The 13,254-nt window shown below is 47.2% G+C and carries 10 protein-coding genes; 7 read left to right on the top strand and 3 right to left on the bottom strand.

The window, feature by feature from the left end:
• Nucleotides 1-52: 52 nt before the first annotated feature.
• Entirely contained in the window at nucleotides 53-1,306 is a 1,254-nt protein-coding gene (locus ACED36_RS07320; RefSeq protein ID WP_371733009.1) for an aromatic ring-hydroxylating dioxygenase subunit alpha, read from the bottom strand.
• Nucleotides 1,307-1,800: 494 nt separating this feature from the next.
• Between ACED36_RS07320 and ACED36_RS07315 the strand changes: the two genes are divergently transcribed.
• The 4 genes from ACED36_RS07315 (at nucleotide 1,801) to ACED36_RS07300 (ending at nucleotide 7,061) form a co-directional block, all read left to right on the top strand.
• A complete protein-coding gene (locus tag ACED36_RS07315) occupies nucleotides 1,801-2,850 on the top strand; it encodes a hypothetical protein (protein WP_016958445.1) in 1,050 nt (349 codons plus the stop codon).
• Between the two features lie 96 nt (nucleotides 2,851-2,946).
• Nucleotides 2,947-4,017, top strand: coding sequence for a hypothetical protein (locus tag ACED36_RS07310; RefSeq protein ID WP_017004771.1), 1,071 nt, complete (start codon nucleotides 2,947-2,949; stop codon nucleotides 4,015-4,017).
• A gap of 342 nt (nucleotides 4,018-4,359) precedes the next feature.
• Nucleotides 4,360-5,835: an EAL domain-containing protein gene (locus ACED36_RS07305; RefSeq protein WP_371733008.1), complete on the top strand. Its 1,476-nt coding sequence runs from the start codon at nucleotides 4,360-4,362 to the stop codon at nucleotides 5,833-5,835.
• 197 nt (nucleotides 5,836-6,032) lie between these two features.
• The gene (locus tag ACED36_RS07300) at nucleotides 6,033-7,061 is read left to right on the top strand and encodes a hypothetical protein (protein ID WP_371733007.1); all 1,029 of its coding nucleotides are present in this window, start codon (nucleotides 6,033-6,035) and stop codon (nucleotides 7,059-7,061) included.
• Nucleotides 7,062-7,083: 22 nt separating this feature from the next.
• On the opposite strand, the gene ACED36_RS07295 is transcribed toward ACED36_RS07300, so the two are convergent.
• Complete coding sequence (locus tag ACED36_RS07295; RefSeq protein ID WP_371733006.1) at nucleotides 7,084-8,289, bottom strand: alanine--glyoxylate aminotransferase family protein; 1,206 nt, start codon at nucleotides 8,287-8,289, stop codon at nucleotides 7,084-7,086.
• A 359-nt stretch (nucleotides 8,290-8,648) separates the two neighbouring features.
• Between ACED36_RS07295 and ACED36_RS07290 the strand changes: the two genes are divergently transcribed.
• The 3 genes from ACED36_RS07290 to ACED36_RS07280 all read left to right on the top strand — a co-directional run bounded on the left by ACED36_RS07290 (nucleotide 8,649) and on the right by ACED36_RS07280 (nucleotide 11,977).
• The gene (locus ACED36_RS07290) at nucleotides 8,649-8,972 is read left to right on the top strand and encodes a hypothetical protein (protein WP_016958440.1); all 324 of its coding nucleotides are present in this window, start codon (nucleotides 8,649-8,651) and stop codon (nucleotides 8,970-8,972) included.
• 153 nt (nucleotides 8,973-9,125) lie between these two features.
• Entirely contained in the window at nucleotides 9,126-9,971 is an 846-nt protein-coding gene (locus ACED36_RS07285; RefSeq protein ID WP_016958439.1) for a LysR family transcriptional regulator, read from the top strand.
• 380 nt (nucleotides 9,972-10,351) lie between these two features.
• On the top strand, nucleotides 10,352-11,977 hold the full coding sequence (locus ACED36_RS07280) for a methyl-accepting chemotaxis protein (RefSeq protein ID WP_017006116.1): 1,626 nt from the start codon (nucleotides 10,352-10,354) through the stop codon (nucleotides 11,975-11,977).
• A gap of 59 nt (nucleotides 11,978-12,036) precedes the next feature.
• Here ACED36_RS07280 and ACED36_RS07275 read toward each other — a convergent pair whose 3' ends face one another.
• Complete coding sequence (locus tag ACED36_RS07275; RefSeq protein ID WP_017004775.1) at nucleotides 12,037-12,918, bottom strand: LysR family transcriptional regulator; 882 nt, start codon at nucleotides 12,916-12,918, stop codon at nucleotides 12,037-12,039.
• Nucleotides 12,919-13,254: the final 336 nt, after the last annotated feature.

Below are 13,254 nucleotides of genomic sequence, written 5' to 3'. Positions count from 1 at the left end.
CCCGTTTGTGAGTTACGCAAACACGACACTGACATACCTGAAACCACACGGGTTACCCTAAGTTTTCTTCTAGCCGCTCGCAGTACCAATTGACGAAATTGATGACGCCAAACTCAAAGGTTTTGGAGTAAGGGCCAGGTTGGTAGGCCACGGAGTTCACGCCGCGCTGGTTATTTTCTGCCAGCGATCTGTCCTGTGCATTGGTGGCTGTCCAGACCTTGGCGAGGTTTTCAGGGTCGTAATCGACACCTTCAACGGCGTCCTTGTGAACCAGCCAGCGCGTAACAACACGGGTTTCCTGTGGGCTGATGGGGATGATCTGAAATGCGATCAAGTTGTCGCCCATGCCATGGTTCCATGAGTTGGGTAAATGCAGAATACGCAATGCGCCGAGATCTGGTGAGGTAATGCGTCCCATGAGTTTTGTGCTGGCCACTTTGCCGTTCAGCGTCATGGAGTGGGTGCCAGCTTTTAAGGGGGTACGAACAAGGCGGTTTCGGTTGTTGTACGCCCCTTTGAAGAGGTAAGGAATATCGAGCGTATCCCATAGCGCTTGTTTCTCGGCAACCAGCGCTTTGAATTCTGGTGTCGAGCGAGGGTCGTTGTTATCGTCCCATTCCAGCAGTGAAGCGAGCAGTTCGGGGTGTGAGCCGTCGCAGTGGTAGCACTCGCGGTTGTTCTCGACCACCAGTTTCCAGTTGGCTTTTTCTATGATTTCACTTTGTACCGCAATTTTGGTGTCTTCCATACCATGCGGTTCAAGGTATAGGTTCATGTCATCAAGAAACTCTTGAATGGGCGGTGGGTTGTCTGCCAAACACACAAAGATATAGCCGCCTGCGGATTCGCAGTGCACTGGGTGAAGCGAAAACTGTTGTTTATCAAAATCGTCGCCCATATCGGATCCGGCATAAACCAGTGTCCCATCCAGATCGTAAGCCCATTGGTGATAGGAGCAAACCAGCTTGGGGGATTTCCCGCGTTGCGTGAGGCAAAGCTTAGAGCCACGATGGCGGCACACGTTATGAAAAGCGGTGATTTCATTGTTGTTGTCGCGAAGAATGACGATGGGATTGTCGCCCAGCTCTAAGGTGATGAAGCTGCCTTTTTTGGGTAATTCACAGGTCATGCCTGCAAAAATCCACTCTTTGCCAAAAATCTCTTCCATGTCGATGCGGAACAGTTCAGGACTGGTATAGAAGGGCTGTTCTAGTGTGTAGTCGGGAATGCGCCGCTCAAGCATGGTTTTCACCATCTCTCTGTTGATTGGCATGGTGTCGATGTTCTTCACAGGCAGATGACTCATGGCCCTTTCCTTACTTCCAACCGTATCAAAACGTTCAGCCGTCTCAAACTGCGGTCAACCTTCTTTGGTCAAACCATAGTGAGGGGGATATTCTTCAGATAATGCCGTGATTCAAATAGGGGTATTTATGTAATTACGACGTGATTCGCGCCGTTTTACGACGGAGAAGCAGAAAAAAATCAGGCGAAAATGCAAGGTATGTTCAGGGTGGCAACGAGACGAACGGCTCATGAACAGTGTGAGCGTTATTCATAAATTAAAGATGGTTGAGGCGGGTATAGTAAATAATGAAATAAGTTTCAGTGAGTGTTTTTTAGATATAAATATTTCAGTCAATAATGTCGCACTTATACAATACCTGTCTTCAAATACTTCGATTTGTACTTTGATAATTCCCTTGTTAAGCGAATGGGATCAAGATCAATGTTAATCAATTGTTATATTTTAATCTCTCATCTAGGCTGTTCGAAACCAATAAAAAAGGATGGTTTGAAATGAAGAGATTCATCGCAATGCTCTCACTCGCTGCTGCAACGTTTTCCGTTTCTACTTTTGCCGCGATTGGCCAGCATCCCGTCGTTCTTGTGCATGGGCTGCAACCCGCACAATTACAGGCAAGACCAGATGCGACAGAGGTTCGTGCTGATGGAGAAGTCTATTGGCAGGAGTACTGGCTCACCCATGCTGATGTGCGGATCGATTGGCCTTCCCATGAAAGGATTGCGGGTAAAATTGCCAGTGATTATGCGTGGCCGAAATTAAAACAACTGGCACAAAGTAATACCTGTGTGAACGGTTGTATTTTTGTTACACATTCAACGGGAGATCTCGTCACCCGTTATATTTTAGATAATCAAGAAAACTGGCTTTTAAACGAAGGTTTAACACCATTAAATATTATTTCCACGTTTGATTTCGCAGGCGCGGGTGGTGGTTCAGAGCTTGCAGATTTGGCGGTAAATATTGCCGAAGGTGGGGGTGTTTTAAACGCCTCGCTGAGATTGGCTATCTCACTTTGGCTTGGGGACATACCCAATAGCAGCAATGTCGGTGTGTTGAACGATCTGAAAGTATCGAATGCTCGCCAGATCGCACCGTTTCCTGATGGGCGTGTGCCAAGAGTCCGTTTTGTCGGCGATGATTCTGAGTACTTTGGTTTAACGTCGCCTTTCTTACCCGGTCATGATGATGGTGTTGTGTCGTCGCATTCAACCTGTGGTGCAAGCCGCGCGGGCAGCTTTGGCAGTTGTTCTACGTCGGTGGCGTTTGATGGCAAGGTGGCGTATCAATCTAATGGCGTTTCTAGCTTTATGCCGCGCCATTACCCGATGTTAATGGGGAGCGGTTATGGTCACGGTGAGTTAATTGGCGATCGCCATCAAGGAAAAGTGACGACAGCACGCAAAAGTGCGGTATTAGCTAACGGTCAGTCGATTTCTGTCGCTACGCAGGATAAATGGTCGTGGTGGAAATGGGCGACGTATCGTCATGTGAATGGCTCCGACGATCACACCATGTCAGAACTGGTTGCTGATTTGCTTTGACCGCGTGCTGACTTAGCTTTAAAGCATGAGTACAACGAAGATACAGCTTGAAAAGGGGAGTCTGACTCCCCTTATTTGTATGAACAAGGATTGTCGATGAAGCGGTTGTGGATGGTGGTTGCGCTAGTTAGTGTTGGGTTAGGCGTTTTTTGGTTTGCAGGTACGCAAGATAACGCCCCTCAACGCATGGATTTACTGCCAGCAAACAGTGAAGAGAAGCGCTCAACCATGGTGTTGGCTACGACGGGAATCGCCAATGTTAAGCGCGATGTTTCGCCTAGGGTTGAGACAGCACCTACCGAAGAGAAAGTGGTGGTGTCGGAAGCCATGTCAGCGCAGTTTTCCCGCATTGCTCAAACATTTGAAAGTGAGTTGAATTACCCGCCGTATTCTCAGCCCATTGTGGATTTAGCGAGCCCATATCTGACGCCTAACCATTTTGCGGTGGTTGAAATGCCCGTTCTAGACGGTAAACACTCAGCGGCGCTGGTGGTCGATAAATATCGCTATTTTTTCCCTGAACCCATCGCGTTTAGGGTGAAAAGTGGCCTGCCTGTCACGGGCATGAAGTTTGACTTGATTGATATCGATACACGCGAAGTGGTGGCCTCCGGTAACAGTGAGAACGCACAAGGGAAACTAACAGCAAAAGAGAATTGGCCTGCCAATGTGCGCCTTCGCGTTAAGGTGCAGTTTGCTGGTGGTGGGGATGTATTAACGGCCGACGTGAACTATCAAAACCCAGTGGCTTACCTACTCGGTGCGCAACCTGCGTATGTGCAAGGGGCTGACTGGACGATCCCGCTGGATATTGATGCTAAAAAAGCCGGCTTATATCGCGTGCGCGCCAATCTTTACAGAGTCGATGGTACGCCTGTCGCGGTGCTAACCAGTAAGCAAAGGTTAACCGAAGGGGAGAGTGTGATGGATGTGAAAGCCCATCAATCCGTATTTGGTGGTGAAAGTGGTGAGTACCAGCTTCGTGACATTCAAGTGGAGCGTATGTCTGGTTCTCCGGGAGAAAAAACGCGCTATGGTGTGTCGAATGTCTCGGTGATTGAGTTGGGTCCATTCAATGCCAATAGCCTGTCAGAAGAGTCTTATCAGCCATCGGAGCAAGAGCGCCAGCAGCTTCTTTTCTTGAAAAGTTTATCGGGGGAAGTCTAACAATCTCGCCTCGCCAAGCATCTTGATGCCATTTGCAGATAGTTGCTTGAAACAACCATTTGAGCCACTAAAGCTCAAACCTCGCTACTTTTGTGTGATCCATTGCATCTGTCCGCAAATCTTTCCAGTCTATTTGGTCGTTACATCGTTTGTTTCATGGCGATTTCATTTTAAGAGTGATATATATCGCGCTCTTTTTATTTTGCCCATTTTTTTTGACCAATAAATCTGTAACTAGCTGCTCTATTACATGTTCTCAATGTTGAGGGGTGGTTAATAAGTTAGACAGCTTGCTGGTCTTTTTGCTGGGTACATCTGCTATTTTGAAGGTTTGCCGAATCAATGAAGTTCGATAAACAGGATGCGGTTTACTACCTCGTTTTGCTTTGTGTGCCGTTGTTTTTTTCTGTTGCATTTGGTCTGTATTTGTCCAAATTGACCATAGACAAACATGCTGAAGAGTTTGGTGCCTTCTATCTACAAGCCGTCGAGCGTAAAGCGACAGTGCTGGCTACTCAGGTCAGTATGGCACTGAGTGAGCCCGAAAATTGTCGAGTCATCCAAGACAGGATGGCGCTTTTGCCCAATGTTGAGCATTACATCACGGTCAAAGATGGAGAAATACTCTGTCAATCGAATCAGTTTTTTGACTGGGTTGATCTGGCATTGCTTGAGAAAAAAATTGAGCCAGGTATACACAGCTACAGGAAAATTGATGCGGACGAAAGCAGTGAAAAAGTGCTTGTCGTAGCCACGGAAAAAACGCAAAACGGACAAGGATTCGTGGTGCTGACCAAGCCGGCGTTTCATGAATATCTGGATCTGGCGTCTTCTGCGCGTTATTCCAAACTAACCATTTGGTTCGGCAGTGCGACTTTGGTTGGCGAATGCTATGCAGATCAGGCGATGGAAAATTCGGTAAGTTCCGACAAATACCATATCAGAATTGGTGCATCAGCATCGGATAGCAATGTGAACAAGACGATGGCTATGTTTGTACTATCGAGCATGCCGATTGCGTTGTTGCTTTCCCTTTTGGCGCATCTGCTGATCCGTTTTTTCACGCCTCGTTTTTCGCTCGCAGAAGAAATTAGACGGGGTATGGAGCGAAAAGAGTTTCATCTGCAGTATCAGCCCATTTATGGCAAAGATAACCGATTGCACGGTTTTGAGGCGTTGGCGCGTTGGCAGCACCCAACAATGGGGAGCGTCAGTCCTGAAATATTTATTCCTGAAATCGAAAATCAGCAACTGAGTATGCCGTTTACGCGTTATGTATTTAAAACTGTCGTCGAAGACATGGCATCGCTTCACTTTACTCAGCGTTATCACTTAGGCGTTAACGTGCCGCCGGAGTTCATGTGCAGTGATGACCTTGAAGACACGTTGAAAGCAACGTTAAAAGAATTCGATCGTGTGAATCTGTCGTTAACGTTAGAAGTGACTGAGCGACAACTACTCGATGAAAAAGCGATCTTACAGATTGATGCTGTGCGTGATTTAGGTGTTCGCGTGGCGATTGATGATTTCGGTGTGGGGCATACTTCGCTGTCTATGTTACAGCGGCTTAAGTTTGATTACCTCAAAATCGACAAATGCTTTGTTGATACAGTGGGGGTCGACTCCATTAATGCGCCGGTGCTGGAATCGATCATCGAACTGGCTCATCGCTTAAACATCGACATTGTCGCTGAAGGGGTAGAAAACGAAGAACAAGCGACGTTTTTGGCTGACCGAGGCTGCGAATATCAACAAGGCTATTTCCACGATAAGCCCATGTCGATTGAGGCAGTGAGAAGTCGCCATTTGATGCACTAAGTCGCTCGATGATGGTGTATGAGGCGCCAACGATTGTCACTTTTCTGTCTAAATAGGCAAAGAGGCCTTTTAAGAGTGATGGAATGTGCTACTGAACTTCATGTTATTCGCAAATATAAACTATTCTTTTTTAATGATATTAACAGTCAGAGAGAGAGTAGCGTTTGGAGGCGATTAAGCAGACTGAATCAATTTGCATGAAGCGCCACTGGCGAGCGGGGTTGATCGGAACCGAAATGTTCTGGGCAGATCTGCTTGTAGATGATCGATTTTCTGATGAATCTGGCAGCCTGAGTCAATATGTGGTTGATTACCGGGCGAATTTAAAAAGCCATTTGAGCCATACGCTTTCTCATCCCAGAGTCTTTTTACTTGGGCTTAGAGAGAAGGTTCGCTTTAATTATTTTAGACGTCCAAGTTATAACTTCTTTACCAAAAAAATGAAATTCTATTTGCTGGTGGGAGCTGAATCGAAACAGATTTCGATCACCGTCAAACTGGCTGACTTTTTCTTCAAAGATTTGCCTAAGCCGAAAGTCATCCTTGAACCTCATTTTGTGACCTTGCTTAAAAGCGAGTCTGAAAACGTCACACTGTCAGTCCACGATTTTCTTTCCACTGTGGGGGCAAACCTTGGCTTCTGCTGTGATGTGGTTGCGACGGGATCCTGTCCGTCACCGTATTGGGGGGAAGAAATCGAAGAAGCTGAAGCGTTAGTTGCGTTCACCGCTGAGGCAAAGCAACACATCACCAAAGGGAAAGATTTGGTGGTGTATCTGAATGAGTATCAGCTTGACGCTGACTATGTCGCGGGCGTGAATCTTGTGTCGGATCTTTCTCTCGATAATATCGCCAATGTTGATCGGGGGGACGCGGAAACTGAAGCACGAGATGATAAAGCGGATAACGCTATAGAAGAAGTCGCTGGGGATGTGACACCGACAATTGAACTGAACCAATCTCAGTTATTGATGCTTGCTCGCTGCTTTACGTTGTACTTTCTTGGCTCAGATAAGCAAAGAACTGTCTCGATAAAAAATGCAGACAACAACCTTTCTCGGTTCATGCAGCGTGCATCGATGACTCGCATATGGGTCGACCATGGCTATGAGTCTGACGGCGAGTATTTGCGTTTGGGATCAGAGGAAGTGACACACTCACCAAACCATGTGTTTTCAATTACGCAAGAGGATGGTGAGTTATCGGTTGATCGTTCTAATAGCTGACAATTAACACAACGAATAGCCGTTAGACGAACTGCGGCTGATATTCCTGCAATGCTTTTTCCAACATCGCCACACCTCGAGGCAGGTTAGCCTCTCCATCCAACCCTTGAATTGTCGAACCTAACGCGTGAATCGTGCGGAAAATATTGTGCACGCGACACTGTTCGCCCATTTGTCCGATACGGACAATATCTAACCCAAATGAACCTGAGATTTCGACTTTAAAATCGTTCGAAATGCGTGCAAGAATTGTTTTTTGATCAATCCCCTTCGGAACATTAATACCCACCACAGAGTTCAAGCGTGATGCTTTGTCGGCATACAATGACAATCCTAACCCTTCAATGCCTGCTTGCAGTGCTAATGAGCAACGCAAATGACGGTCGAAACGACCCGGTAAGGTTTCTTCACAGACCAGACGCAGTGCTTCATGAATCGCCATGATGCCGGAAACCGGCGCTGTGTAGTGATAAGAGCTTTGATACCAGAATTTGTCCGCCAGTTTAGCGTCCAAACACCAATGGCGCAGCGTGTCTTGGCGTGAGGTGATTTTGTCCCATGCGTGCTCAGAAAATGCCACTAGGGATACGCCTGGAATGCAGCTCAGGCCTTTTTGTCCGCCCGTGATCACGGCATCAACACCCCACTCATCCATGTACAGTGGCATTGTGCTCAGGGTACAGACGGCATCAACAATCACCAGACAGCCTGCCGCTTTCGCCGCGCGGCAAATCTCAGGTAAGGCATTGTTACACACAGTGTTTGACGTTTCACCTTGCACAATGGTGAGCACTTTTGGCGAGTATTTGGCGATAGCTTGTTCAACCAATAAGGGATCTGCCGCTTTGCCTTCTTCAATGACAAAACGCGTGACATTGCCTTCTACGCGTTCAGACATTTCCGATAAGCGGGTACTGAAGAATCCGTTACACACAGACAAGACGTTATCGCCCGGTGCAACCAAGTTGGCAACCGCCATTTCCATCGCGGCAGAGCCGGGGCCTGCCACGCCCAAAATGTGTGAAGACTCGGTTTGGAATACGTAGCGCGACATGGCTTTGACCTGCTCGATAATGCGAGACATGGTTTCACCAAGGTGGTTGATCACGATGCCATTGGCGGCGGCGACTTTGGCAGGAATTGGCACTGGGCCCGCACCCATCATTAAAAGAGGTTCGTCTGGCAAGATGCTGTCTAATGATTCTACGATTGGGGCGGAAATGCGCACGCAATAACTCCTGTAAGGTGGTGACGTCCAATGTCTTTCTGTTCAGGCATCTTAAAACAGCGGTGTTGTGATTACCACGCGAAGCATGCCTTAAAGTGGGGAAAGATCGGCCTGCTGCATTGAAATGGATAAAACGGGCAACAATCGAGAGACCCATAAAAAATGCAGGTCTCGATTCACTTTTCGTGACGGTCTGTACGGGCAGACGTACCACGTAGGCGTCCAATGTTCGTTCTTAATCACGTTCGGGTGTTATGGGATTGGTTGCATTCTCTTTGATAGAACACGTGTCAAAAGAGGGGGGAGATTACACTTAGCTAAATAAACCAATACGCGGTTGAAAAGCGGTGGGAGGCCAGATGTTTGAGCTTTGGTTGGATGTGGCATTAGGTGCGTTGTGGGGCTTGTGGCTCGTCATGTACCTTGATAGGTTTTACAACAAGCAAGTGGCCGCTATTTATCTTTGCGTGTTTGTTTTTGTGCAAAAGAGCTTCAAAGCGAATCGTGCACTGGCCTCTTTTATTAACCTTTTACTGCTTTGCCTTTTCCTCATGATTGCGTCTGCGCTGATTGGCGGAGTGGTGCAGCACTGGGGATTGTTCGTTTTGGGTTGGTGTTTGGGGGGCGGCGTTTACTCTGTTTGTTTTTCTTTGCCTAAGCCGGAAGTCCGCCGCAGAGCTTGATGCAGCGAAGTCATTTCTCAATTTTCATCCCTCTGGGTACATAAGTCGTCCAAATGGCAATGAAAGTTGGCAATTTATGGCTTTTCACCTTGACCGAGACTAGCTTTTGCACGATAACGCAAGTAGATGATATTACCTTGATATAGCGCTGATATGGATACTGATTTACTACGCACCTTTTTGGAAGTCAATAAGACCCGTCATTTTGGTAAAGCCGCGACAAACTTGTATTTGACGCAGTCTGCGGTGAGTTTTCGCATCCGTCAGCTTGAAATCAAACTCGGCACCCCCGTTTTTACCCGTAAACGTGGTGACTTGCGTTTAACTGCCGCTGGTGAGCGTTTTGTGCCGTATGCGGAGAATATCCTCCAAACATGGGGGCGTGCCCGCCAAGACGTGGCGCTAACTGATTCATATCAGCAACAATTGACCGTAGGGGCAACGTCGCTGATCTGGGAGTTGGAAAGCAGCAGTGATTGGCTTGAGCATGTGCAAACGGTGCAACCTGAGTGGGCACTGCGCACTGAATCGTTAAACCGCCAGCAAATTTCTAATGCCTTGTTGGAAAAACTGGTGGATGTGGTGCTGACCAGTGAGCCGCCAAAATTGGCTGATCTGCAACAATTCCGCCTGACCAGTTTTGAGTTAGTGTTGGTGTCGAGCGAACCGGATCAGGACATGGAAAGCATCGCGGAATTACCGCTGGTGTATTTAGATTGGGGAACACGTTTTGGTGTTGAACACAGCCGTATTCCTTCGCTACAGCGCACTCCTGTTCTGCATAGCCATGGTTGTCAGCCTGCACTGAAGTTTCTGCTCAGTCGTGGAGGGGTGGGTTTTCTTCCTTTGTCTGTGGCTCAATATTGGATTGAAGCGGGTGAATTACATTTGGTGAAAGACAGCCCCTCAACGGCGAGCGAGCTATTTATGGTGTGGTTGTCGAGCAATGACAAAAATGCTGATATCGAAGAGCTTGTCACGGCTTTATCTGCGAGTTGATCCGCACTCATTTTCAAACCTTGCGTATGTTAAATAAAGTCATATAGATATGTACGCAAGGCTTTCCCGATTTCCCTCAAACACTTCCTTTCTGGCGATTGCCTCATCTACTTTTTGTCTTTAGAACTGGGCGATGTGATGTTCATTAACCTTTCTACTGGCTGTGCTAATAACGAGCTATTTGTGGTCGTTCTTCCATCTACGTCAGGTTTATTTTCATGTTTTTTTGACACTTCCGGCGGCTATTTGACGCGTGTTATTAATAGTGAAATTAAGTGTTGCGAAATACGAATTTGAGGTGGAGTTTTAGTGAGTTAAATCACATAATGCCGCGGATTTTGATACCTTGGCACACGAAAAACTTCAGGTTTAAACGACATATGTCACTTAACAATATTTCTATTCGATACCAAATTCTGATCCCCATTTGTATTCTGGTTCTCAGCGTTTTCTCGGTTCTCATTTTCGCAAAAAGCGAAATGGAATCTTCCATGCACATGACCAGCAATACGGCGCGTCAAGCGGCAGTAGACAAAGATGATGTATCCAGACTTGCAGACATTGCCTGGGGCATGCGTGTAGAAGCGATCTATGGCATCTACGATCAAGCAAGAACGAAGGAAATGGCGAACAACGTTTCGCGACTAGGTCAAGACGCGCTCGATATTACTCGTAACATGGCGCAAACTGCGCAATTACGTGAATTGGCGCAGCAAGTCGAAAAAAGCATTGGCGATTATGTTCGCTATACCAGTGCCACTGCGGCACCGACGATTGGGGCATTTTTCGAGAACAGTGTCGATAACTCACGTTATAACGCCATGGTGAACGAATACCGTTACATGGGCAGCGACATGATGAACGCGATTGCTGAACTCTCCGCTTTCATTAATCCGTTAGTCGAACGCGACTTACAGTTGGCTGATCAAAATACGGAGCAGGCGATCATGACGACGGGCGGTATGCTCGCGGCGTCAATACTGATTGCGATGATGATCGGTTGGTGGTTATCAGGTGTGATTGTGAGACCACTTGCTGTTTTGCAAGATGTGATGCGTAGATTGGCCGCGGGGGATTTGAACGCAAGAGCCAATGATGAAGGTTCAAATGAGCTCGCACGTCTTGGCCAAGATTCCAATAAAACCATTGATCAACTACGTCATACCGTGACAACCCTTTTTAGCATCAGCGATCAAGTCGCAGCAGCATCAACACAGTTGGCGACAGTCATGACGCAATCAACGGCGAATGCACAGCTAGAGCAAGGCGAAATTGAACAAGTTGCCTCAGCAGTGACAGAACTTTCGAGTACGGCTGACAATGTGTCTGACAATGCCGTGAATGCTGATCATGCGGCGCGTCAAACGGATGAGCTAGCGTCACAAGGTTTGGCGATCTTCGAACAAAGCGCGCAAGCTGCGGTGCAAATGGCTGAATCGATAGAAAATACGGCGACCATGGTGTCTACTTTGCGTGAGCAATCAAACCGTATCAGCCTTGTTGTTGAAGTGATCCGTGGTATTTCAGAGCAAACTAACTTGCTGGCACTGAACGCGGCAATTGAAGCGGCGCGTGCTGGCCATTCAGGGCGCGGTTTTGCGGTGGTTGCAGATGAAGTGCGTATGCTTGCGGCGCGAACGGAAGAGTCGACGAAAGAAATCCAAAAAATCATTGAAGGGTTACAAGGTCAGGCTTCTAAAGCAGGTGATAGCATGGGCATGTGTATGGATGTACTCGGACGCACCCAGGAACTGAGCCTACAAGCGAATGATGCATTGAATGGTATTACGCAGTCGGTAGCGCAGATCACGGATATGAACACCTTGGTCGCGACAGCGGCAGAGCAACAGTCAGCCGTGACGCAGGACATCAACCGTAATATCACTAACGTGTCGACCCTTATTACGCAGAATGTTACTGGTATCAGTCAAAGTGCGCAGGCGAGCCATGAGCTGTCTCAATTGGCTGAAAACCAAAAACAAGAACTGGCATTCTTCCGTCTGTAACGACGCAATGACTCGCGAGTAAAGTGCTCAAGAATAGCCGTCCTACAAGGGCGGCTTTTTTATGCAACGGCTTTTTTGATGAGTTCAATGACGGTTTGGTAGCGCTGAGGTAAATTCCGGTAACGCTTTTGGGCTAGATAAACGGGCTGATAAACAGGATGAGTTAAAGGAAGGCAAGAAAGTTTGCTGCTCTCAGTAAAGCTGTCAATCACACCTTCTGGCAATACAGTAAAACCTAGTCCTTGTGATACTGGCAATAATATCTGTGCCAGTTGATTCACGTAGCCTCGGTCACGAAATCCGTCTAGCCCGCGATAGTGCTTGGGGTAGTTTTTGGAAAGCACGAGATCGGCATAATGGCTCGCATCGGGATGCTGAATATAGCCGAGTCGGCAAAGGGCGTCGTAATCTTGCGCGTCGACTTTGCTTTGTGATGGCACGACCAAACATAACGATTCTTTACCTACCAGTGTTTCTTCAATCGAGGGGTGGGCGATGGGTTGTGTGCTGATGCCAATATCGATCGAATTATCCATGAGCAATGCGTGAATGCGGGAGGCAGGTGCGGCTTCGAGATGAACGGATAATTCAGGGTGCTGCTGCTGATGGGCGAGTAAAAGCGGGTAGAGTTTCATCGCCATTGCACCAGAGCAAGCAATGCGAATGGGCCCTTGATTGGGGCTGTCTTCTTTTAGCTGGGCAAGAAATGTCTCTTTGAGCTGCTTTTGTGACGCAATATACTCCGTGAGCATTATCCCCGCTTGGCTTAGTTCAAACTGTTTTCCTTCGCGATAGATCAGCGTTTCCCCGAGCGCATCTTCCAGCTTTTTAATGTGCTGACTGACGCCGGGCTGAGTCATAAACAGGCATTCGGCTGTTTTGGTAAAGCTCTGGGTTTTGACCAGCGTTTCAAATGTGGTTAGCCATTTTGGGTTCAGCATGATTGTTCATAAATTATGATTATTAAAATGATGATAATCGATAATATCCTCTCGTCAAACTGTCGCGAGATAATCGTCTCAGGTGACTTTTTGTTAACAATTTTTTGGGGAGAAACTCAAGAAATTACGCCTTATATACCGATTTCATCATTCCCTCCCAAATTGTACTGAACAATAAACAAACGAATAAATAGCCGCCTTGTTATTTTTCTGTGGTTGCAACGTTGCCGCGCGCATTTAAATGTGTGATCTGTCGCATGTTTGATGATTTGTCCCGTATTAGGGACGTATCTCAAATTGCAGATCCGCTGTTAATCTCTTTGCGCTTTGTATGTG

Origin of the sequence: Enterovibrio sp. FF113 (genome assembly GCF_041439165.1) — a bacterium.
Classification (GTDB): Bacteria; Pseudomonadota; Gammaproteobacteria; order Enterobacterales; family Vibrionaceae; genus Enterovibrio; species Enterovibrio norvegicus_A.
This window is presented reverse-complemented; position numbering and strand designations above follow the sequence as displayed.

Excerpts from the sequence above, each read along its gene's own strand:
- ACED36_RS07290 (WP_016958440.1), top strand. The coding sequence starts at position 8,649 with ATGTTTGAGCTTTGGTTGGATGTGGCATTAGGTGCGTTGTGGGGCTTG.
- ACED36_RS07285 (WP_016958439.1), top strand. The coding sequence starts at position 9,126 with ATGGATACTGATTTACTACGCACCTTTTTGGAAGTCAATAAGACCCGT.
- ACED36_RS07310 (WP_017004771.1), top strand. The coding sequence starts at position 2,947 with ATGAAGCGGTTGTGGATGGTGGTTGCGCTAGTTAGTGTTGGGTTAGGC.
- ACED36_RS07280 (WP_017006116.1), top strand. The coding sequence starts at position 10,352 with ATGTCACTTAACAATATTTCTATTCGATACCAAATTCTGATCCCCATT.
- ACED36_RS07320 (WP_371733009.1), bottom strand. The coding sequence starts at position 1,306 with ATGAGTCATCTGCCTGTGAAGAACATCGACACCATGCCAATCAACAGA.
- ACED36_RS07300 (WP_371733007.1), top strand. The coding sequence starts at position 6,033 with ATGAAGCGCCACTGGCGAGCGGGGTTGATCGGAACCGAAATGTTCTGG.
- ACED36_RS07305 (WP_371733008.1), top strand. The coding sequence starts at position 4,360 with ATGAAGTTCGATAAACAGGATGCGGTTTACTACCTCGTTTTGCTTTGT.
- ACED36_RS07315 (WP_016958445.1), top strand. The coding sequence starts at position 1,801 with ATGAAGAGATTCATCGCAATGCTCTCACTCGCTGCTGCAACGTTTTCC.
- ACED36_RS07275 (WP_017004775.1), bottom strand. The coding sequence starts at position 12,918 with ATGCTGAACCCAAAATGGCTAACCACATTTGAAACGCTGGTCAAAACC.